This window comes from Pradoshia sp. Z4_20 (assembly GCF_058216035.1).
Genome location: NZ_JBZAJD010000001.1, coordinates 267,732 through 290,819 on the forward strand (window position 1 = coordinate 267,732; position 23,088 = coordinate 290,819).

Consider the following 23,088-nt stretch of genomic DNA (forward strand, 5'->3'; position numbering starts at 1 on the left):
TTTTTTCGATCTTAGAAAGGGGTGTTGGAATTGGTTAAAAGTTTATATATCCACATTCCATTTTGTACACAAATATGTCACTACTGTGATTTTAATAAATTTTTTATTCAGAACCAGCCGGTGGATGAATATATCCAAACATTATTGACTGAGATGGATTTATATAATCTGTCTCAAAATGAACCCTTATCCACTGTTTTTATTGGGGGAGGTACTCCATCTGCTTTAGAACCTCTGCAGCTGGAACAATTGTTATTTTCCATGAAAGAAAAAGTTACGCTTGCGCCAGGGTATGAATACACAGTTGAGGCCAATCCAGGTGATTTGTCAAAGGATAAATTGAGAATTATGAAGGAAGCAGGCGTCAACCGATTAAGTCTGGGTGTTCAATCATTCAACGAAGAACTATTGAAAAAGATTGGCCGTGCGCACAATGTCAAAGATGTGTATGAGACCATTGATATGGCAAGAGAAGAAGGTTTTGACAACATTAGCATTGACTTGATTTATTCCTTGCCCGGTCAAACACTCAGTGATTTAGAGGATACAGTAGATCGCGCTTTACAATTAAATCTTCCGCATTTTTCAGCTTACTCTTTAATTATTGAACCGAAGACTGTGTTTTATATCATGCTCAATAAAGGTAAATTATCCTTACCGGGTGAGGATGCTGAGGCTACTATGTATGAATATGTCATGGAACGTTTAGTAGAAGTGGGCTACAATCAATATGAGATTTCAAATTTTGCAAAAAAAGGATTTGAAAGCAGGCATAACCTCGTATATTGGAACAATGAAGAATACTATGGTCTTGGTGCTGGTGCTCATGGATACCTCGATGCTGTCCGTTATCATAATCATGGACCCTTGAAGAAATATATGAATGCTATTCAGGATGGCAGGAAGCCGATCGTTGAGCAAGCAACCGTTACGCGAAAGGAACAAATGGAAGAAGAGATGTTTTTGGGGCTTAGAAAAATGGAGGGAGTTTCTCTGGAACATTTCCAAAAGAGATTTTCTGTAAACATAAATGACGTATTTGGGGAAACAATAAAAAGAATGGTTTCAGAGGGGTTATTGGAGTTGGTAAACGGAAGAGTCCGACTGACACATCCGGGTAAATTAATGGGGAACGAAGTGTTCCAGGCATTTTTATTATAGTTTAAAAATGAGAGAGAAAACATAATCATAACCGTTGACACATAACGACGGTTTTGTTACTTTATTTATAGACTTAGCACTCAGTAGTAAAGAGTGCTAACAGGGGTGATTATCGATGTTAACAAATAGACAACTGGCAATTTTACAGGTGATCATCGATGATTTTATTTCTACCGCCCAACCTGTGGGGTCCAGAAATATTTCCAAAAAAGAAGGCATTTCGCTAAGTTCTGCCACAATCAGAAATGAAATGGCTGATTTAGAGGAAATGGGGTATCTCGAAAAAACACATACCTCTTCAGGGCGTATTCCCTCTGAAAAAGGGTATCGGTACTATGTGGATCATCTTGTTTCACCTCAGCAGCTGCAAAAGGATGATGTTCTTAAGCTTAAATCTGTTTTTAAAGAGAGATTATTTGAGTTAGAGAAGATAGTGCAACGTTCTGCCGGCATACTATCCGAAATTACGAATTATACGGCGATTATGCTTGGACCTGCTGTTTTAGAAAATCACTTACGTCGAATCCAAATTGTACCGCTTGATACAAATAAGGCAATTGCTATCATCGTGACGGATACTGGTCATGTTGAAAATAAAATGATTTATCTTCCTCCAGGATTTGATATGAATGAAATGGAGAGAGTGGTAAATATCCTGAATGATCGCTTGAGCGGTGTACCATTGGTGCAGCTTAAAGATAAGATTTTCAGGGAAGTAGCTGTATTATTAAAACAGCATATTACAAATTATGATATGGTTCTGCAAATGCTAGCAACATCTCTGCAATTGCCGGAGAACGAGAAACTTTTCTTTGGCGGTAAGGCGAATATGCTAAGCCAGCCTGAATTTCATGATATTGAAAAAGTAAAGGCAATTTTTAAAATCATGGAACAGGGAAGAGACTTGTATGAGTTGGTCAGTAAAACACATGAAGGAATCAATGTGAAAATAGGCACCGAAAATAATAATATGGCGCTTGAAAACTGCAGTATTATCAGCACTACCTACTCCATTGGAGACGAGAATCTTGGAACTATAGCTATTCTTGGACCTACTCGGATGGATTATTCCAGAGTGATGAGTTTATTGTCATTTTTTGCGAATGACTTAACTGAGATGCTGACAAAACAGTATCAAAATAAAAAGTAACGGTAATAGTAGTAATACTGCTTTAACGTATATAGAACAACACTTTCAGGGAGGTGAGAAGCAGTGTCTGAAAAAAATCAAGATAATATTGAAGAAATATTTGATGAAGCAGAAGAAAATAAAATGAATGATACAGCCTCTGAGGAAACCACTGAAACAAGTGAACCTGTTGAGGAAGCTTCCGAAAATGATGGGGATAGCAAAGTAGCTGAACTAGAAAAGAAATTGCAGGAAGCTGAAGCAAAATATGTTCGTCTTTATGCAGATTTTGATAACTATCGCCGCCGTGTTAAATTGGATGCTGAAGCAGCGCAAAAATATAGAGCTCAATCTCTTGTAACAAATCTTTTGCCTGCTTTAGATAATTTTGATAGGGCGATAAATAGTACAACTGAAACAGATGAAACAAAACCGCTTCTTCAAGGAATGAATATGGTTTTAACAAGTATTTTATCTGCCTTGAAAGAAGAAGGTGTAGAGGTAATCGAATCAGTAGGTCAAGAATTCGACCCTCATGTTCATCAAGCGATTATGCAGGACAATAACGAAGAATACGGTTCAAATATCATTGTGGAAGAATTCCAAAAGGGTTATAAATTAAAAGACCGGGTTATTCGACCATCAATGGTTAAAGTGAATCAGTAATCAAACACATAGGCTACATAATTAATGGGAGGTAAAAAGTAAATGAGTAAAATTATTGGTATTGACTTAGGAACTACCAACTCTTGTGTATCCGTATTAGAAGGCGGAGAACCAAAAGTTATTCCAAATCCAGAAGGTAATAGAACCACTCCATCTGTTGTTGCATTTAAAAACGGAGAACGTCAAGTTGGGGAAGTAGCGAAACGCCAAGCTATCACAAACCTGAATACGATCAGCTCCATCAAACGCCATATGGGTACAGATTACTCAGTAAATATCGAAGGAAAAGATTACTCTCCACAAGAAGTATCTGCGATTATTCTTCAATATTTAAAATCCTATGCTGAAGAATACCTGGGAGAAAAAGTAACAAAAGCTGTTATTACAGTACCTGCTTACTTTAACGATGCTGAACGTCAAGCAACAAAAGATGCTGGCCGTATCGCTGGTTTAGAAGTAGAACGTATTATCAACGAACCAACTGCTGCTGCATTAGCGTATGGTTTGGATAAAACTGAAGAAGATCAAAAAATCCTTGTATTCGACCTTGGCGGCGGTACATTTGACGTATCCATCCTTGAGCTAGGTGACGGTGTATTCGAAGTACGCTCAACAGCTGGTGACGCACGTTTGGGTGGAGATGACTTCGATAACGCAGTAATGGAATATTTAATCGAAGAATTCCGCAAAGAAAATGGAATCGATCTATCTAAAGATAAAATGGCTCTTCAACGTTTGAAAGACGCTGCTGAAAAAGCGAAAAAAGATTTGTCAGGTGTAACATCTACACAAATTTCCTTGCCGTTCATCACTGCGGGTGAAGCAGGTCCATTGCACATGGATTTAACATTAACACGCGCGAAATTCGATGAAATCACTGCTTCTTTAGTAGAAAGAACAATGGGACCTACTCGCCAAGCTCTTCGTGATGCAGGCTTGTCTCCGGCTGAGATTGATAAAGTTATCTTAGTTGGTGGTTCTACTCGTATTCCTGCTGTTCAGGAAGCAATTAAAAAAGAAACTGGTAAAGAGCCTCATAAAGGGGTAAACCCTGATGAAGTTGTTGCTATGGGTGCAGCAATCCAAGGTGGAGTTATCTCCGGTGACGTTAAAGATGTTGTATTACTTGATGTAACTTCTTTATCTCTTGGTATTGAAACAATGGGTGGAGTATTTACTCGTTTAATCGACCGTAATACAACAATCCCAACTAGCAAATCTCAAATTTTCTCTACAGCAGCTGATAACCAAACAGCAGTAGATATCCATGTTCTTCAAGGGGAACGTCAAATGGCAGCAGATAACAAAACGCTTGGTCGCTTCCAATTGACTGATATTCCACCGGCACCACGCGGAATCCCGCAAATTGAAGTAACGTTCGATATTGATAATAACGGTATCGTTAATGTACGTGCAAAAGATCTTGGTACAAATAAAGAGCAGGCGATTACGATTCAATCAGCTACAAGCTTAAGCGATGAAGAAATCGATCGCATGGTTAAAGAAGCGGAAGAAAATGCAGAAGCAGATAAAAAACGTAAGGAAGAAGCTGAATTACGTAACGAATCTGATGCTTTAGTATTCCAAACAGAAAAAACATTAAAAGATCTTGAAGGTAAAGTAGAAGAAGCTGAAGTTCAAAAAGCAACAGAAGCTAAAGATGCTTTAAAAGCAGCAATTGAGAAGAATGATCTTGCTGAAATGAAAGAGAAAAAAGAAGCATTGCAGGAAATTGTGCAAGCTCTTAGCGTGAAACTTTATGAGCAAGCTGCTCAAGCTGCGCAACAACAACCAGGTCAAGATGGTGCGGGCAAGGCTGATGATGTCGTAGATGCAGAATTTACTGAAGTTGACGACGACAAAAAATAATGATTGAACGTAAAAAAGTCAAAGTCAGGATCTCCTTGACTTTGACTTTTTTTAACAAATTGGACATTTTCTGTTTATATTGCGCCGCAGCTTAGTCAAGTGGTACAATGATTTTTATGTGAAACGACGGATTATATAGAATCAGGAGTGTGAGGAATGAGCAAACGGGATTATTATGAGGTGTTGGGGGTTGGCAAAAATGCCTCGAAGGATGAGATAAAAAAAGCATATCGCCGCCTTTCCAAGCAATATCATCCTGACCTCAATAAAGCAGCAGATGCTACGGAAAAATTTAAAGAGATCCAGGAAGCTTATGAAGTGTTAAGCGATGATCAAAAGAAAGCGAGATATGATCAATTTGGCCACGAAGATCCAACACAGGGATTTGGTGGAGGCGGAGCTGGTTTCGAAGGCTTCGGTGGTTTTGAAGATATATTCAATTCTTTCTTTGGCGGAGGGGGAAGAAGAGATCCAAATGCTCCCCGTCAAGGTGCAGACCTGCAATATACAATGACATTATCATTTGATGAAGCTGTATTTGGTACAGAAACGACCATTGAAATACCGAAAGAGGAAGAGTGTGATACATGTAAAGGGTCAGGAGCAAAACCTGGCACAAAACCGGAAACATGTTCTCACTGTAATGGTACAGGCCAATTAAATGTAGAACAAAATACTCCATTCGGACGAATTGTGAACCGCAGAGTATGTCAACATTGCAGTGGTACAGGAAAAATTATTAAGCAGAAATGTGCTACCTGTCACGGTAAAGGTTCTGTGAAAAAACGGAATAAAATTCAAATCAAAGTACCTGCAGGTGTTGATGATGGTCAACAATTACGTGTTCCTGGTAAAGGTGAACCTGGTATTAATGGCGGCCCTCCGGGAGACTTGTTTGTTGTGTTCCAAATCAGACCGCATGAATTCTTTGAGCGTGATGGTGACGATATTTACTGTGAAATGCCTATTACCTTTGCACAGGCTGCATTGGGTGATGAAATTGAAGTTCCAACCATCCATGGTAAAGTGAAACTGAAAGTGCCGGCTGGAACACAAACAGGTACTCGCTTCCGCTTAAAAGGAAAAGGTGTTCCTAACGTTAGAGGATATGGTCAAGGTGATCAGCACATCCGTATTTTAGTTGTAACGCCAACCAAATTATCCGATAAACAAAAAGAATTAATTCGCGAATTTGCTGAAATCAGTGGTCAAGGACAATTAGATGAACATGATGAAGGTTTTTTTTCGAAAGTTAAAAGAGCAATCAAAGGTGAATAAACAGGTAGGAGTTGGTAGAAAATGAAATGGTCCGAATTATGTATTCATACAACGAATGAAGCGATCGAACCAATATCGAATATATTACATGAGGCTGGTGCAAGCGGGGTAGTGATTGAAGATCCGCTTGAATTGGTTCGTGAAAGGGAGAATGTATTCGGAGAAATCTATCAACTTAATCCTGCTGATTTTCCTGAAGAAGGCGTACTTATTAAAGCTTATCTCCCTGTCACAAGTTTCCTTGGTGACACAGTAGATGGCATTAAGGACCTTATCAATAATCTAATAAAATATGATATCGATCTAGGTCATAATAAAGTAACCATCAGTGAGGTTAATGAGGAAGAATGGTCCACTGCATGGAAAAAGTATTACCATCCAGTCAAGATTTCGGAACAAGTCACAATCGTTCCGACGTGGGAGGAATACACTCCGGTTCATACAGACGAAAAAATTATTGAATTGGATCCAGGCATGGCATTCGGCACAGGTACACATCCTACAACTGTACTTTGTATTCAAGCACTTGAGAAAACAGTCAAACCTGGGATGAAGGTCATTGATGTAGGGACTGGTTCAGGGGTACTTACAATCACTGCTGCTAAATTTGGCGCCGAGTCTATTTTGGCGCTTGATCTGGATGAGGTAGCTGTGAACAGTGCCAGGGTGAATTGTAAATTAAATAAGGTACATGATAAAGTTACAATTAAACAAAATGACCTTTTAAAAGGAATTGAATTTGAAGCAGATATAGTGGTAGCTAATATATTGGCTGAAATTATTGTACGTTGTACAGAAGATGTAGCCAGAGTGCTTAAACCAGGCGGAACCTTTATATCTTCCGGCATCATCCAGCAAAAACGCCGGGAAGTGGAAGAAGCTATTCAGAAAGCCGGACTTGTAATTGAGGATGTCATGACAATGGAAGACTGGGTCTCCATTACAGCTCGTAAATTATAAGTATTACTTGTTTTAAGTGAAATCACCACATCAAGGTGGATGTTAGAGTATAGTGGGAGTTCAAACTCCCACTATACTTAAGTTAAGGACTCTAGCGGACGGCAGGAATTTCGTGAGGGATTATTAGGCAGACGCCTAAACGTTTTTCCGCCGCAATAATGCTTTAGTCGTTATTGATTTTAAGGATAGAAAGGTGCAGGCCATGCAGAGATATTTTATTGAGAAATTAGAAAATCAATTTGAAGTAACGATAACCGGAGATGATTTTCACCATATGACCCGGGTCATGCGAATGAATCCAGGTGATACATTTTATGGAGTTATTGATAAAAAAACGGCAATCGTCAAAATTGAATCCATTCAAGATAAAGCTCTGACTGGCCGCATTATTGATTGGATAGAAGGAACAAAAGAACTGCCCATTCAAGTTACCATTGTGAACGGTTTGCCTAAAGGGGATAAACTAGAATTGATTATCCAAAAAGGGACAGAATTGGGTGCAAATACCTTTATCCCTTTTAATGCAACTCGTTCTATTGTAAAATGGGATTCTAAAAAAGCTGCAAAGAAAACAGAACGGCTTCGGAAAATAGCGAAGGAAGCTGCAGAACAATCCCATCGGACTGAAATACCCAGTGTTTACGATCCTGTAGATATTCGCAGATTGTTAGATCTTGCTGAAAGCTATGATTATAAGCTAGTTGCTTATGAAGAAGACGCTAAGCAAGGGGAATCTTCGCAATTGGCGAAAACAATTAGAGGGATGGTACCAGGGCAGTCTCTTTTAATGGTATTTGGCCCTGAAGGCGGCTTGGATACCGCGGAAGTGAATCAACTTTTAGAAAATGGCTTTCAAACATGCAGTCTTGGACCGCGTATTTTACGTACAGAGACTGCTCCTTTATACGCATTGTCAGCCATATCTTATCAATTAGAATTAGCGAGGTGAAGGGAATGGCAACTGTAGCGTTCCATACATTAGGATGTAAAGTGAATCATTATGAGACAGAAGCGATATGGCAGCTGTTTCAAGCTTCAGGATATGAAAGAGTCGATTTTGAACAACGCTCGGATGTTTATGTTATTAATACGTGTACTGTTACGAATACAGGAGATAAAAAAAGCCGGCAGATTATTCGCAGGGCAGTGCGTAAGAATCCTGATGCTGTTATTTGTGTAACGGGTTGTTATGCACAAACCTCACCGGCAGAAATCATGGCAATTCCAGGAGTGGACATAGTTGTTGGAACGCAGGACCGTGATAAATTAATAGGTTATATCGATACGTATTTAACTGAAAGACAGCCTATTAATGGTGTAAGAAATATCATGAAAACGAGAGTTTATGAAGAAATGGATGTACCTGCTTTTACAGATCGTACGCGTGCTTCCCTGAAAATTCAGGAAGGATGTAATAACTTCTGTACATTCTGTATTATTCCTTGGGCGCGCGGATTGCTGCGCTCCCGTGATCCGCAGGAAGTTATTCGTCAAGCTCAGCAGCTTGTCGCAGCGGGCTATAAAGAAATTGTCCTGACAGGTATTCATACAGGTGGTTATGGTGAAGACTTGAAGGATTATAATCTCGCTATGCTATTGAGAGAACTCGATCAAAAAGTGGCAGGTTTGAAACGAATTCGTATTTCATCCATTGAAGCCTCTCAAATAACAGATGAAGTGATTGAAGTATTGCGTGAGTCTGATAAAGTAGTGCCTCACTTGCATATTCCGATACAATCAGCTTCTAATACGGTCCTTAAACGTATGCGTCGTAAGTATTCTACTGAATTCTTTGCAGAAAGACTGGAAAGATTGCGTGAAGTACTTCCTGACTTAGCGGTTACATCAGATGTGATTGTTGGGTTCCCTGGTGAAACAGAGGAAGAGTTTATGGAAACATATAATTTCATTAAAGATCATCGTTTCTCTGAACTGCATGTATTCCCTTATTCCAAACGTACTGGTACACCAGCTGCCCGCATGGAAGATCAAGTGGATGAGGATGTTAAAAACGATCGAGTGCATCGCTTGATTTCACTATCTGAGCAAATTGCGAAAGAATATGCTTCCAGCTATGAAAATGAAGTTCTAGAAGTGATTCCAGAGGAACTATATGAAGATGGAAAGACAAAAGGACTCTATCAAGGATATTCAGATAACTATTTGAAAGTCGTGTTCCCTGCAACGGAAGATATGGTTGGAAAGATTGTGAAAGTAAAAATTACAAAAGCCGGATATCCATACAATGAAGGACAATTTGTCCGTGTGATGGATGATATGGTCGAACAAGCTGTAGTTAATTCATAATATTAGGCAGTGGGGCTGGTGCAGATTGCGTCAGCCCGTTTTTATTTTTTTAAAATGAGGTATATATAGATAGGAAGATTGGAGAGTTTAAATCTCAATTATAAATATCATTCAATTAACCTACACGATTATAGGAATAACAGTTGACCTTGAACGACACATATATTATAATTTGAAGGTACATGGTTTCCTTCTATGTGTAGGAAATTAGAGTTGTTGTGCTCGGAGGGAGGGAAAGAGATGTCTAAAACAGTCGTTAAGAAAAACGAATCGCTTGAAGATGCTCTTCGACGCTTCAAACGCACAGTTTCCAAGCAAGGTACTATGCAGGAAGTAAGAAAGCGCGAATTCTATGAAAAACCTAGTGTAAAACGTAAGAAAAAGTCTGAAGCTGCGAGAAAACGCAAGTTCTAAAAGAGGTGCCCTTAAATGAGTCTTGTTGAGCGTTTAAACAGCGATATGAAACAAGCTATGAAGAACAGAGAAAAAGACAAGCTCTCCGTCATCCGAATGGTGAAGGCTTCTCTTCAAAATGAAGGAATAAAGCTTGGTAAACAAGAATTATCCGAAGATGAAGAGTTAACCGTACTTTCTCGCGAATTAAAGCAACGCAAAGACTCCCTCCAGGAATTTGATAAAGCAGGACGCCAAGATTTGGTCGAAAAGCTTCAATCAGAAATCGAGATTGTCGAGGCATATTTGCCACAGCAATTATCCGAGGATGAGTTAAATGCGATTGTTACTCAAGCGATTGCCGAGACGAATGCCACTTCCAAGGCTGACATGGGCAAAGTAATGTCCGCAGTCATGCCAAAAGTGAAGGGTAAAGCTGATGGATCTTTAGTCAATAAACTTGTACTGCAAAATCTTACAAAATAAGACGTTTAAAACCCGCAATTTTAATTGCGGGTTTTTTATATCCCGTAAATTAATTATATGATGAATATCAAAGTATTGTGAAACTTATGCATGTAAATAACGTATAATGAATTAAGACGTCAAAAATGGAGAAGAAAGGAGGGGTGAACAGGTATGAGGAAAAGATGGTGGTCAATTATGATCATCTTTGCATTTTTTTTAATTGGAATTGCAGGTCCGCCGTCAGGAAATGCGAATACTGATAAAGTATACATAGTCCCTCTGCAAAATGAGGTGGAAAAAGGTCTATCTAACTTCCTGAAAAGAGCAATAGCAACCGCTGAGAAAGATGGGGCAGAAGCGATTATATTCGATATTAATACACCTGGCGGGGCGGTAGATGCAGCAGATGAGATCGGTGAAACATTTGCAAATACTAAATTAAAAACAATAGCCTTTGTTAATAACCGAGCCCTATCTGCCGGTGCATTTATTTCTTTAAATGCTGATGAGATCTATATGGTACCCGGTGCAACAATGGGTGCAGCTGCTGTCATAACATCTGATGGTAATGCAGCTGATAAAAAAGCGCAATCCTATTGGCTTGCAAATATGCAAAAGGCTGCTGAATCAAGTGGAAGAGATCCGTTATATGCTAAAGCAATGGCTGATGAGGATATTGATTTGCCAGAGTATGGAGCGGAAAAAGGAGAGCTGCTTACGCTGACAGCAAACCAGGCTGTAAAGGTTGGTTATAGTGAAGGTACAGTTGAAAATCAAAAGGAATTATTAAAAACGCTGGGATATGAAAAAGCTGAATTAATTCAATTTGGTGAAAGCCTTGCTGATAAAGTAGCCCGTTTCCTTACGAATCCTATTGTGATTCCTATTTTATTGTCGATTGGCACAATAGGTCTTGTCGTTGAGCTTTATTCACCTGGTTTTGGCTTACCTGGTTTTGCCGGTATTACGTCTCTGTTATTGTTTTTTTATGGACATATGGTATCAGGTCTGGCCGGATATGAACCGTTAATCTTATTTATAGTTGGAATAGCATTCCTATTACTGGAATTATTCCTTCCTGGCGGTATTGTAGGAATTATTGGTTTTATGGCAATTATAGCAAGCTTCTTTCTTGCTGCGGGGGATGTGGAGCATATGGCAATCGCAATATTAATTGCATTGATTGCAGGATTTATAGCAAGTGTGATATTAATTAAAGTATTTGGAAAGAAAATGACAGCCTTTAATAGGATTATACTCACAGATTCTACGAATACGGAGAGTGGATATGTTTCCAATATTAATCGTCATGATTTAGTTGGAAAAGTAGGTGTTCTTGTCACTGACCTGCGTCCTTCTGGAACACTCTCGCTTGAAGGGGAAAGAATTGACGTGGTAAGTGAAGGTAGTTTTGTAACGAAGGGAACGCATGTCAAAGTAATTAAAACAGAAGGTTCCCGTATAGTAGTACGACCATTAGATTCATAATAATTAGAAGTATGAAGGGAGTTATAAACAAATGGTATTAACATCAGCATCTATTTTTGCTCTTGTGGGCATTGCTTTAGTTATCATTTTATTGGCAGTACTATTCACTTTTGTACCAGTTATGCTTTGGATTTCAGCGATCGCTTCAGGAGTGAGAGTAAGCATCTTTACATTGATTGGGATGAGATTGCGTCGAGTATCTCCAAGCCGTGTTATCAATCCTTTAATTAAAGCGTCAAAAGCAGGTCTAAATGTAACAACGAATCAACTGGAAAGTCATTATCTAGCCGGTGGTAATGTAGATCGGGTTGTTAATGCGCTAATTGCGGCTCATCGTGCCAATATTGATTTGACATTTGAACGTTGTGCAGCTATTGACCTTGCAGGACGTGATGTGCTGGAAGCTGTACAAATGAGTGTTAACCCTAAAGTCATAGAAACGCCGTTTATTGCGGGTGTTGCTATTAATGGGATTGAGGTTAAAGCAAAGGCTAGAATCACTGTACGTGCCAATATTGAGCGTTTGGTTGGGGGTGCAGGTGAAGAGACTGTTATCGCGAGGGTTGGTGAGGGTGTAATCTCCACCATTGGTTCCAGTGAAAGTCATACAACTGTGTTGGAAAATCCGGAACGTATCTCTCAAACTGTCTTAAGTAAAGGTCTAGATGCCGGAACAGCATTTGAGATTTTATCTATTGATATAGCTGATGTGGATATCGGCAAAAATATTGGTGCAGAGCTGCAAACAGAACAAGCAGAAGCAGATAAAAAAATTGCGCAAGCAAAAGCTGAAGAGCGCCGTGCTATGGCGATTGCACAAGAACAAGAGATGAAAGCAAGAGTAGAAGAAATGCGTGCAAAAGTTGTTGAGTCTGAAGCCGAAGTACCGCTTGCAATGGCTCAAGCTTTCAAAGCGGGGAATATGGGCGTTATGGATTATATGAACTATCAAAACCTTGCATCTGATACACATATGAGAGAATCCATAAGCAAAGCCAACAAGGATGATCGAAATACAGATGATGAATAATTTCCCTATCTGATTGCTGGGAAAGGAGGTCCTGCCCATGAGTATGGGAGCTATATGGGATAATCCCATTATCCTGTTTTTGATTATAACTTTAATAAGCTGGTTCTTTCAAAGGGATAAAGGTACAGAGAAGCCTGATGAAACGCAAAATAGAAAATATACATCTCCTCCAATAAACAAAAGTGAACCTGTTAAGGGACAATCACAACCTATTGGGGGGAAACAGGATGATGATATCCGGAAAAAAATCCAGGAACGCGAAAGAGAAATTAAAAAGAAATTAAGCGGGCATCCTGATTTGCAAAGAGAAGCAACCTCTCTTGCTCAAACAATAAAGGAGCAGTACGAAGCTCAGAAGAAGAAAGTACAGCAAGCTGAGAAGCCGGTTGTTATAAAGGAAACCCCGGTTGATGTAATTGTCCCGAGGGAATTCAAGCCAATAGTTCAAAAAGCAGTAAAACAAGCAACAGAAAGACATGTCAAGCCTTCTAAACAGGGATTTGATGTACGGAATATCAACCTGCAGGAAGCGTTTGTTATGTCAGAAATATTGGGTCCTCCCCGTTCAAAAAGGAAACAGATTAGATAAAAGTTACTTATAGTGCCTGCAGACAGAAACTTTTTGAAGTTTTCGTCTGCAGTTTTTTTATTGTTAAAAATGAAATTTTTCCAGAATTACATAGATCAACGCAGAGAGTTTGGCGTCTATCAAGAATAAGGGAAATCGAGAATTTGGCTATCTAATCTTACTTTGTTTAATTATGCCTAATATGATGGGGATAGAAACACCCACTATTAATACTGGTAAGAACCATGCTCCAAGTCCGCCGCCCCATTCTAACGCGATTGAAACGGATTCAATAATAATTAATGTAAAAATAATGAGACAAATAGCTTTTAATTGATTTGTTATTTTTCTGCTATTTAAATAAAATTCTTTAGCGTTCTCTTTGTTTAATCGTTGAGGATAATTATGTGATTCTGGAAATTTCTCGACAAAATGCATTGATACAGCAAGAAATGCACCTATAATAGGCAAAATAAGAAGTTCTAGTTTTGAACCCCAACGATCAACTTCGCCCTTAGCATTAAAATGAGCTGGTACTTTATCTGGAAGTTCACCCCAAATATAGATTAAAAAAAGTAAAGATCCAATATAACATGAATAACCAATAGTATCCCATATCCTCTCACTTTTTGTTTTCGGTATGTGTATTTTAGGTCTTGCATTAGATTTTGGCATTCCGGTCAGCTCCTTTATTTACCCTCAATTATATAGTTGAAAGTCCACTTTTACATGATTTAGGTTATTTAATTGAATAGTCTGAATTAACTTCCACAAAATATTTTAACATTTAATCCCAATTCTTTCTATGGTAATTGGTCATAGCTTTTACTTGATTGATTTAAACAGATGAAATCTGACCAATCAAACTCTACAACACTATTTGCTAATCAAGTAAACGTTAGAATGTACATCGGATTATAAATGATAACAACGTCTTCTCTCCGTCAGATTATTGATAACGGAACGTTTTAATTAAGCATTTAATGACCTCTTAACGAATAAGTATGATTATGAGGTGATTTTACAGAACAGCCTGTAACGATTACGAAGATATTAACCGGCGGAAAGGGAGGTTTCCTTATGGCTCGTGCATGGGGGTATCGTTTGAAGAGGTGGGTCACGGCCGCAATGGACCTGCCCCAGGATATCATGATGGATTTGCCAAGGATTACGATGGTGGGTCAAATTCATATTTACATAGAGAATCATAAAGGCTTACTTACATTTTCAGACCAGGAATTAAGATTGCTGCTTAAGAACGGACAACTCCTTGTCAAAGGTCAGGCTTTTGTATTAAAAACTATTCTTCCGGAAGAAATCTTACTTGAAGGGAAAATTGATCAAGTCATATTCCTCGAAGAATAACCTAATAGGAGGTTCTTATGAAAAACCAATGGACGAATACTATTACTGGCTATATTAAAGTGAAAATAAAGGGACAAGGTACAGAACGATTTATAAACAGAATGCTTAAAGAGGGTATTCAAGTTTGGGATGCGAAAAATATGGGCACAGAAACAGTTGTTTTTTATATGAAGCTATCTGACGTTCCTCAATTGAGGAAGGCAGTAAGAAACAGCGGCTGTAAGGTCTCTTTTTTAGAAAGAAGAGGAGGGCCTTTTTTTGCCTTAAAGCTGAAAAGGTACAGTGGTCTCGTGGTCGGTGTGATGATGTTTTTTATGATCATTTTTATTCTATCCAATATGATTTGGGGGATAAAAATAGAAGGAGCCAGTCCGGCAATTGAACATCAAATCAGTAAAGAATTGGATGATATGAATATAAAAGTTGGGAAGCTCCAGTTTGCTGTTGGGGATATGGAAGATATACAAAAGGAGCTCAGTGAACGGGTACCGTCCATTACCTGGATTGGCGTACAGCTGGAAGGGACGACCTTTCATTTTCAGGTTGTTGAAAAAAAGCAGCCTAAAAAGAATTCTGCTGATTTATATGTGAATCTCATTTCCGCAAAAAAAGCGACCATTGTCCAAACGATGGTTGAAAGAGGACAAGGCTTAGTAGAAAAGCATCAGGTTGTCAGCAAGGGGCAAATCCTGGTCAGCGGTTTTATTGGTAAAGAGGATAATCAAAAATTTGTAGGAGCTAAAGGAAAGGTCATGGGTGAAGCCTGGTATAAAACAAGCGTGGAGGTTCCGCTCGAAACGAATTTATATGTGTTTAATGGTGATGCTAAAAATAAATACAGTCTAAGCTTTGGAAATGCCCATGTGCCGATATGGGGATTTGGTGAACATAACTTCAAAGAATATGAAGTGGAAGAGGATGAAAAAACATTTAAATTTTTGAAGTGGGAGGTTCCTATTGCCTTTCATAAAAAGATCTATCGCAGTAAAGAAAAGGTGACACGGATCTATACAAAAATCGAGGCGGAGAAGCAGGCGATGAATATGGGGAAAAAGGATGTTCTAAAGAATGCCCCTGATGATGCAACTATTTTGAATGAAAAAATTTTGAAAAACCAGCTTGACAATGGTAAAGTTAAAATGACTATACATTATAAAGTTTTAGAAAATATTGCAATCGGACAACCGATGATTCAAGGAGACTAAGGAATGTCAGAGAAGTCTAAATTGATTAATTTACAATTGGAATCACCAAATGAGGCAGTTGAACTATTTGGTGTACATGATAGTAATCTGAAGATATTGGAAAGCGAGCTTGGAGTCAGTATTGTTTCCAGGGGCGAAACAATAAGTGTGTCCGGTAATCCTGAGAACTTAGAAAAAGCGGATGAGATTCTGCAAACGCTTTTAGTCATTATACGAAAAGGAATTAAAATCGGACCTCGTGAGGTTGTTTATGCCATAAATTTATCCAATAGCGGTACATTGGAGTATTTTTCTGATTTATATGATGAGGAAATTGCCAGAAGCGCTAAAGGTAAATCAATTCGTGTAAAAACATTGGGCCAGAAAGAATACATCTCTGCTATTAGAGCAAAAGATCTAGTATTTGGAATTGGACCTGCCGGAACAGGAAAAACGTATTTAGCTGTTGTTATGGCTGTGACTGCGTTGAAAAATGGACATGTTAAACGAATTATTTTAACAAGGCCAGCTGTCGAAGCAGGTGAAAGCTTGGGCTTTTTACCGGGAGATCTAAAAGAAAAAGTGGATCCATATTTACGACCTCTTTATGATGCTCTTCATGACATCTTAGGATTAGAACAAACAACCAGGCTGATTGAGCGTGGCACAATCGAAATAGCTCCCTTAGCCTATATGCGGGGAAGAACGCTTGATGATGCATTTGTAATCCTGGACGAAGCTCAAAATACAACACAGGCCCAAATGAAAATGTTTTTAACTCGACTGGGATTTGGCTCTAAAATAGTTGTTACGGGTGATACTTCACAAATAGATCTTCCGCGTGGTGTCCAATCAGGGTTAAGGGCAGCTGAACGAATATTAAAAGATGTTTCAGGCATTAAGTTTATCCACCTAGATCAAACTGATGTGGTCAGGCATCCGCTTGTTGCAAAAATCATTCAGGCATATGAAAATTTTGGACCAACTCAACAGTGATAATAAAGTTAAGAAACATGCCACAGAATCAACTGTGGCTTTTTTTATTATAAATTTGTTATTCTTACAATTGTAAGTGAAAGGAACAATAAAACCTGTTATTATTACAGAAAGTGTTAGAAAATTATATATAAATAAAATCCTCCGCCGGAAAGGGAAACGTATGAAATTCAAAACCATAGGCAGCTCTTTTAAAAATTGGGTATCCAAACCAGTTTCGCAGATAGGTGTTCTTTTATTAATGGCGTTCATTTCCTTTATTTTTTTGTTTGACAGTGTTAAACCGGAAAAACTTAATGTTGAACTTTACAATGTTGCTGAAACGACAATTCGGTCTCCGAAGACAATAGAAGATCCAGTCGAAACAAAAGAAAAGCAGCAAAAAGCAGTTAATAGTGTTGAGGATGTTTATACAGTTAATAAAGAATATGTGAAAAAGAGAGTTAATTTAATAAATGAAATCTATACATCGGCAGAGAGTGTGGTTAGTGCCGGTTTGAAAAATCAAGAGGTGGAGAAAGATGAGAAAAATACGGCACAAACACTCTTGAAGCCATCAGATTATGTATCTGATTTAAGAGGGAAATTATCTGATAATGTTAATAAAGATCTAACTGATGAAACATTGATTAATCTACTGGGATCATCCTTATCTGACTTATCGATAGCTAAGGATATTACGATGACCAGCATTAATGAAACCATGAAGGATGGCATAAGGGCAAATGAGGTGGAAAATGCCAAGATGAAGGTCGAAGAGGGGATAAAATACTCAAGTCTCCCTGTTCGATTAAAATCTGCATCGATTGATTTAGGAAGGTATGCAATCATTCAAAACGTGTTTTTTGATCCTGAGTCAACAGAGAGAGCAAGGGAAAATGCAAGTGAATCCGTTGAACCTGTCAGGATTCTTCAGGGACAGATCATTGCCGAGGAAGGATATTTAATTGACGCAGATGTTTATCGCCAATTAAAGCTGGTTGGTCTTCTGAATAGTGAGGATTCCCTTCTTCCGTATGTTGGATTGGCTGCAGTCATTGTGTTAGTTTTTGCTGGTGTCTATGTAATGTTTGGTAATACAATCAGAAACGAAGAACATGAAGACTATCGGGATAATCTATTCATCTTCAGTATTGTTTATCTGCTGGCATTACTACTTATGAAGATAATTCATATATTTGTTGGGTTAAGCCAGGAATCAATCGCTTATTTCTTTCCCGCAGCGATGGCGGCAATGCTTGTAACAATCCTCATGAGAGAGCGCTATGCTGTGGGAATAACTATTGTCCTTTCCGTTATCGGCAGTATAATGTTTAAAGAGGAATTAGCGGGAACTGTACATGTGACGATGGGGATTTATATTCTTGTAAGCGGCATCTCGGGAATCCTTCTATTAAAACAAGGGATAGCGCGTACTAGCATATTAAGAGCAGGTATGATTAATGCAATCATTAATTTGATAGTGGTATTAGGCCTGATCTGGATCGGCGGAAACGGTATTAATCACATTATGATTCTTGTCGCGGCGATTGCCTCAGGGGTCATCTCTGCTGTCTTTACGATTGGAATTCTTCCTTTTATTGAAACAGGGTTTGGTATTTTCTCTTCTATGAGGATGATTGAATTATCAAATCCGAATCATCCGCTTTTGCGAAAAATATTAACGGAGGCTCCCGGTACCTATCATCATAGTGTGATGGTTGCTAATCTTGCTGAAGCAGCTTGTGAAGCGATTGGAGCCAATGGATTGCTTGCGAGGGTTGGATGTTACTATCATGATATAGGGAAAACGAAGAGGCCGTATTATTTTATCGAGAATCAGGTCAATATTGAAAATCCGCATGATCATCTATCACCGGAGAAAAGTACAAAAATTATTGTTTCCCATGTGACTGATGGTGCTGAGTTGGTGAAAAAATATAAAATGCCGAAAGAGATTGTCGATATTGTTGAGCAGCATCACGGGACAACCCTGCTAAAGTTCTTTTACCACAAAGCATGTGAAGCAGGGGGCGAGGTTAAGGAAGAAAACTTCCGATATCCAGGGCCGAAAGCACAAACGAAGGAAGCAGCAATTATTGGGATAGCGGATAGTGTAGAAGCAGCTGTGCGATCCTTAAAGTCTCCTACGCAGGCTACAATCGAAAAGCTTGTAAAGTCCATAATTGCTGATAGACTAAATGATGGACAGTTGAATGAGTGCGATTTAACGTTTAAGGAATTGAATAAAGTAAGTCAGTCTTTGTGTGAAACGTTAGCTGGTATATTTCATAATCGCATTGAATATCCAGAATTAGAAAAAGAATAGAGTAGGTGAAAGAAATGAGTTTAACCATTGATATCTTAGATGAAACGGAGCAAGTAACTCCAGAACAACAGGAGCTCGTCACAAAATTGCTTGAATTTGCAGCTATTCAGGAAAAGGTGACAGAAGGCAGCGAAGTTTCTCTAACTTTTGTAAATAACGAACGTATTCATGAAATTAATAAAGAGTACCGTCAAAAAGATGCGCCAACCGATGTTATCTCATTTGCTATGGAAGAAATGGGAGAGGGAGAAATTGAAATTATCGGAGAGGACGTTCCGGCAGTCTTAGGGGATATTATTATTTCTATTGACCGTACGAAGGAACAGGCTGAAGAATATGGCCATTCTTATGAACGTGAACTTGGTTTTTTAGCAATCCACGGATTCCTTCACTTGCTGGGCTATGACCATATAAATGAAGAGGACGAAAAAGTAATGTTTTCACGACAAAGAGAATTGTTGGAACAGTATGGACTCACAAGATAAGAAACCATTGTACCGTTTTTTTAAAGGATTTTATTATGCTTGGCAGGGAATCCTCTATGGAGCAAAAAAAGAAGCAAATTTCAAGTTCCATTTGACTGCCGCTATAGTTGTTTGTATAGCGGCTTCTTACTTCTCTATTACAAAAATAGAATGGTTATTTGTCCTTATTGCGATTGGCGGTATGCTGACGTTAGAGCTTATTAATTCAGCGATAGAAAAAGTGGTGGATCTAGTAACAGGAGAATATCATCCGCTAGCAAAGGCAGCAAAAGATTTAGCTGCCGGAGCAGTATTGGTGTATGCTATTCTTTCGGCTATTATCGGTTTTATAATTTTTCTGCCTAAGATCTGGAGCATGCTTGTTTAATTGAAGAAGAGAAAGTAAGATATGGATAATCAAGGTTTAATTATTGAGTAAAAAGCGCGGTAAGATATATGCACTAACCCTATTGGAAGCAGATGCCGGAAAAGGTGACTGATTCATTGCTGTTACATAAAAGTGCAGCTTATTCTATGTATGGCTGTGCAAGAAGCATTTTTTCAGTCTTTTTCTCATGGATTAACCAAATATAAAAAAATTGGCGATAGCAGCTGATACTGATCATCCTGTTACTTCTTGTGGAGCTGCCGGTAGGTAATTTTAAGCTAATACAAGGTGTGACAAAAGAGGATTCGAAAGATCAGGAGCTGTTATCCGGAGCCTTACACCGGAGGAAATGCATGACTAATCAAACTAATAAACCATTTAAATCAGGATTTGTATCTATTATTGGAAGACCAAATGTGGGTAAATCGACTTTTATCAACCGAGTTATTGGGCAAAAAATTGCCATTATGAGCGATAAACCGCAAACCACACGTAATAAAGTTCAAGGCGTATTAACAACAAATGAAAGTCAAATCATTTTTATTGATACACCGGGAATTCATAAACCAAAGCACAAGCTTGGTGATTTTATGATGAAAGTGGCTTCAACTGCGTTGCAGGAAGTTGATGCTATTCTCTTTATGGTAAACGCCGAGGAGGGCTTTGGGCGCGGTGAGGAATTTATTGTTGAAAAGTTAAAAACATGTAAGACACCTGTTTTCCTTGTCATTAATAAAATTGACCAGATTCATCCCGATGAATTATTCAGCATCATAGATACGTATAAAGAGAAATACGATTTTGCTGAAATTGTTCCTATTTCTGCTCTTGAAGGAAATAACATAGAAACTTTATTAAAGCAAATTAATGCTTATTTGCCAGAGGGGCCGCAATATTATCCAGCTGATCAAATAACAGATCACCCAGAACGTTTTATTATTTCAGAGATGATTCGTGAAAAAGCGCTGCATTTAACAAGAGAAGAAGTCCCACATTCCCTTGCAGTAGTGATTGATAAAATTGAGCGAAAAGAAAAATCAGAGACCGTCCACATTATGGCAACGGTGATTGTAGAACGTGATTCCCAAAAAGGAATCATTATTGGAAAAAAAGGCGCGATGCTAAAAGAAATAGGACAGCGCGCCCGCACAGACATCGAAAACCTACTAGGCTCCAAAGTATTCCTAGAACTATGGGTAAAAGTCCAAAAAGACTGGAGAAACAAAGCCTCCCACCTAAGGGACATTGGATTTAGGGAAGATGATTATTAAGATGCTGAGACGGCTTGGTCAGGAGCGAGGAGCATAAGACAGAGGCACGAAGGGGAAGGTTCTCCCCCGCAGTGGCTATGCTTATGTCCTGAGCTCCTAGCCGTCGAAGCTCGATTTTAACCAAGATGCTGAAGGGCTCAATTAAGGAACGAAGACTAAAAACGCCACGTCCTGTGGCAACGTCTTCATGACCTACTTCCTATAGGCCCGCGACAAGCATAAGACGAATACTCGGAGGAAGGATTTTTCTCCCGTAGAGTATTTGCTTATGACTCGAGCTCCTAGGCCCTGAAGCTCGATTGCATAAAAAGCAGGACGTAGGAGCTGAATCAAGGATCAAAGACTAAGAACGCCACATCGTGTGGCAACGTCTTTGTGACCAACATCGTGTAGGCCTCCGCAGTGGCTATCCTTATGACTCGAGGAGTTAGGAGTCGAAGCTCAATTGCGTAAAAAGCAGGACGTAGGGTCTGAATCAAGGATCAAAGACTAAAAACGCCACATCCTGTGGCCAAGTCTTCATAACCTGCTTCCTTCAGGCTTTTCCATTGAAAAATAATTTTATTCGGCAATATAGGGAAACGGAATTAGTAAATTTTTAATCACATGATTTTTTTCAGGTTGGTGAAGCTAATGTTAGGTAAGGGGAGACAATTAGCGTTTCTATGAACGAAAGGTGGAATAAGTATGATTAGCTTTACCTGGAATGTTTTTAGACAAACCGGCAGTGTGGATACTTATCTTCTTTTTAAGGAACTTGAAAGACAGAATGAAGGCCAACCTGATGTGATTAAAGAGGATCACGAAGAAATGGAAATCCCTATAATTTAATAATCTTGCCGTCATATTGGAGTGAGTGACGTGCTAACAAAGTGCGAAGGAATTGTCATTCGCAGTACTGACTATGGTGAAACAAATAAAATTATTACGTTATATACCAGAGAATTTGGAAAAATTGGAGTGATGGCTAGAGGAGCGAAAAAGCCAAACAGCCGCTTCTCAGCTGTCACTCAGTTGTTTCATTATGGTACATATTTATTTCAGGCGAGCCGTGGGCTGGGTCAATTACAGCAAGCGGAGACCAAAGAATCCTTCCGTTCCATTCGTGAGGATATTTTCTTAACTGCCTATGCTGCCTTTATCGCTGAATTACTGGATAAAGGAACAGAGGAGAGAAAACCTCACCCATCCTTATATGACCTAATTTATTTATCGCTCCATTATATCAATGAGGAATATAATCCGGAAGTCATTATGAATATAGTCGAATTGAAGATGTTAAACGTTTTTGGATTCGGACCTGAGTTAAGCCGATGCGTGAATTGTGGAGCACAGGACGGTACATTTTCCTTTTCTGTAAGAGAAGGCGGGTTATTATGTCATCGATGCGAGCATATTGATCCTTATAAAATTAAGATATCACCGGCTGTCGTTAGGATTTTGCGTATCTTGTATTACATGGACTTAAATCGCCTTGGTACCATATCTATTAAAGATGAGACCAAACAGGAAATCCGAAAAGTCCTGGATGCGTACTATGGCGAGTACTTAGGTGTAGAATTAAAGGCAAAGCGTTTTTTAAATCAAATGAATAAATTTAAAGGGAATTTTTAATCATTTCCTTTATATGATTGTATTGACAATGTAGGTCGTTATTGTATAGAATGTGAGATAAATTAATATGTAGTTACAGCGAAGGAAAGTAGTATTTGGATTACGATATGCCAAGCGAGTCCGGGGCTGGTGTAAGCCGGAACATATCAACCAAAGAAGGCAGTCTGGAGTAACGCATACA

23 protein-coding genes are annotated in these 23,088 nt (G+C 38.8%); 22 read left to right on the plus strand and 1 reads right to left on the minus strand.

Translation table 11 applies throughout. From position 1 onward, the window contains the following. The first annotated feature begins 30 nt into the window (after positions 1-30). The 13 genes from hemW (at position 31) to AC4BHP_RS01305 (ending at position 13,338) form a co-directional block, all read left to right on the plus strand. Complete coding sequence (hemW, locus tag AC4BHP_RS01245) at positions 31-1,161, plus strand: radical SAM family heme chaperone HemW (protein ID WP_066105276.1); 1,131 nt, start codon at positions 31-33, stop codon at positions 1,159-1,161. 115 nt (positions 1,162-1,276) lie between these two features. Then, on the plus strand, positions 1,277-2,311 hold the full coding sequence (gene hrcA / locus AC4BHP_RS01250; RefSeq protein WP_066105273.1) for a heat-inducible transcriptional repressor HrcA: 1,035 nt from the start codon (positions 1,277-1,279) through the stop codon (positions 2,309-2,311). A 63-nt stretch (positions 2,312-2,374) separates the two neighbouring features. Next, positions 2,375-2,956, plus strand: a complete 582-nt coding sequence (gene grpE / locus AC4BHP_RS01255; protein WP_066105271.1) for a nucleotide exchange factor GrpE — start codon at positions 2,375-2,377, stop codon at positions 2,954-2,956. Between the two features lie 42 nt (positions 2,957-2,998). Then, positions 2,999-4,825, plus strand: coding sequence for a molecular chaperone DnaK (gene dnaK, locus AC4BHP_RS01260; protein ID WP_066105268.1), 1,827 nt, complete (start codon positions 2,999-3,001; stop codon positions 4,823-4,825). A gap of 156 nt (positions 4,826-4,981) precedes the next feature. Beyond that, the gene (dnaJ, locus tag AC4BHP_RS01265) at positions 4,982-6,103 is read left to right on the plus strand and encodes a molecular chaperone DnaJ (protein WP_490551111.1); all 1,122 of its coding nucleotides are present in this window, start codon (positions 4,982-4,984) and stop codon (positions 6,101-6,103) included. A 21-nt stretch (positions 6,104-6,124) separates the two neighbouring features. Beyond that, positions 6,125-7,063: a 50S ribosomal protein L11 methyltransferase gene (gene prmA, locus AC4BHP_RS01270; RefSeq protein ID WP_066105262.1), complete on the plus strand. Its 939-nt coding sequence runs from the start codon at positions 6,125-6,127 to the stop codon at positions 7,061-7,063. Positions 7,064-7,265: 202 nt separating this feature from the next. Continuing rightward, positions 7,266-8,012, plus strand: coding sequence for a 16S rRNA (uracil(1498)-N(3))-methyltransferase (locus tag AC4BHP_RS01275; protein ID WP_066105259.1), 747 nt, complete (start codon positions 7,266-7,268; stop codon positions 8,010-8,012). Positions 8,013-8,017: 5 nt separating this feature from the next. Then, positions 8,018-9,370 (plus strand): tRNA (N(6)-L-threonylcarbamoyladenosine(37)-C(2))-methylthiotransferase MtaB, encoded by a 1,353-nt coding sequence (gene mtaB / locus AC4BHP_RS01280; protein WP_148630182.1) that lies wholly within the window; start codon positions 8,018-8,020, stop codon positions 9,368-9,370. A gap of 240 nt (positions 9,371-9,610) precedes the next feature. After that, positions 9,611-9,784, plus strand: coding sequence for a 30S ribosomal protein S21 (gene rpsU, locus AC4BHP_RS01285; protein WP_066105253.1), 174 nt, complete (start codon positions 9,611-9,613; stop codon positions 9,782-9,784). Between the two features lie 15 nt (positions 9,785-9,799). Then, complete coding sequence (locus tag AC4BHP_RS01290) at positions 9,800-10,249, plus strand: GatB/YqeY domain-containing protein (RefSeq protein ID WP_066105252.1); 450 nt, start codon at positions 9,800-9,802, stop codon at positions 10,247-10,249. 153 nt (positions 10,250-10,402) lie between these two features. After that, positions 10,403-11,719 (plus strand): NfeD family protein, encoded by a 1,317-nt coding sequence (locus AC4BHP_RS01295; RefSeq protein ID WP_490551112.1) that lies wholly within the window; start codon positions 10,403-10,405, stop codon positions 11,717-11,719. A gap of 31 nt (positions 11,720-11,750) precedes the next feature. Then, entirely contained in the window at positions 11,751-12,749 is a 999-nt protein-coding gene (gene floA / locus AC4BHP_RS01300; protein ID WP_066105247.1) for a flotillin-like protein FloA, read from the plus strand. A 37-nt stretch (positions 12,750-12,786) separates the two neighbouring features. Beyond that, positions 12,787-13,338, plus strand: a complete 552-nt coding sequence (locus tag AC4BHP_RS01305) for a YqfB family membrane protein (protein WP_490551113.1) — start codon at positions 12,787-12,789, stop codon at positions 13,336-13,338. Positions 13,339-13,485: 147 nt separating this feature from the next. On the opposite strand, the gene AC4BHP_RS01310 is transcribed toward AC4BHP_RS01305, so the two are convergent. Next, positions 13,486-13,992 carry a DUF1648 domain-containing protein gene (locus AC4BHP_RS01310; protein ID WP_490551114.1) on the minus strand — a complete coding sequence of 169 codons (507 nt, stop codon included), beginning with the start codon at positions 13,990-13,992 and terminating at the stop codon, positions 13,486-13,488. Positions 13,993-14,397: 405 nt separating this feature from the next. Here AC4BHP_RS01310 and yqfC point away from each other — a divergent pair, with 405 nt between their 5' ends. The 9 genes from yqfC (at position 14,398) to recO (ending at position 22,907) form a co-directional block, all read left to right on the plus strand. Beyond that, positions 14,398-14,682: a sporulation protein YqfC gene (gene yqfC, locus AC4BHP_RS01315; protein ID WP_066105239.1), complete on the plus strand. Its 285-nt coding sequence runs from the start codon at positions 14,398-14,400 to the stop codon at positions 14,680-14,682. A gap of 17 nt (positions 14,683-14,699) precedes the next feature. Further along, positions 14,700-15,887, plus strand: coding sequence for a sporulation protein YqfD (gene yqfD, locus AC4BHP_RS01320; RefSeq protein WP_066105236.1), 1,188 nt, complete (start codon positions 14,700-14,702; stop codon positions 15,885-15,887). A 3-nt stretch (positions 15,888-15,890) separates the two neighbouring features. Then, complete coding sequence (locus AC4BHP_RS01325; RefSeq protein WP_066105233.1) at positions 15,891-16,862, plus strand: PhoH family protein; 972 nt, start codon at positions 15,891-15,893, stop codon at positions 16,860-16,862. Positions 16,863-17,025: 163 nt separating this feature from the next. Beyond that, positions 17,026-19,170 (plus strand): HD family phosphohydrolase, encoded by a 2,145-nt coding sequence (locus AC4BHP_RS01330; protein ID WP_066105230.1) that lies wholly within the window; start codon positions 17,026-17,028, stop codon positions 19,168-19,170. A 14-nt stretch (positions 19,171-19,184) separates the two neighbouring features. After that, positions 19,185-19,655 carry an rRNA maturation RNase YbeY gene (ybeY, locus tag AC4BHP_RS01335; RefSeq protein WP_490551117.1) on the plus strand — a complete coding sequence of 157 codons (471 nt, stop codon included), beginning with the start codon at positions 19,185-19,187 and terminating at the stop codon, positions 19,653-19,655. After that, entirely contained in the window at positions 19,639-20,022 is a 384-nt protein-coding gene (locus tag AC4BHP_RS01340) for a diacylglycerol kinase family protein (RefSeq protein ID WP_066105225.1), read from the plus strand. Before ybeY ends, AC4BHP_RS01340 begins: the two co-directional genes overlap by 17 nt. A gap of 353 nt (positions 20,023-20,375) precedes the next feature. After that, a complete protein-coding gene (gene era / locus AC4BHP_RS01345) occupies positions 20,376-21,293 on the plus strand; it encodes a GTPase Era (RefSeq protein WP_066105222.1) in 918 nt (305 codons plus the stop codon). A gap of 687 nt (positions 21,294-21,980) precedes the next feature. Then, positions 21,981-22,124, plus strand: coding sequence for a YqzL family protein (locus tag AC4BHP_RS01350; protein ID WP_066105219.1), 144 nt, complete (start codon positions 21,981-21,983; stop codon positions 22,122-22,124). Between the two features lie 30 nt (positions 22,125-22,154). Further along, positions 22,155-22,907, plus strand: a complete 753-nt coding sequence (recO, locus tag AC4BHP_RS01355; protein ID WP_490551119.1) for a DNA repair protein RecO — start codon at positions 22,155-22,157, stop codon at positions 22,905-22,907. The last annotated feature ends 181 nt before the right edge of the window (positions 22,908-23,088 follow it).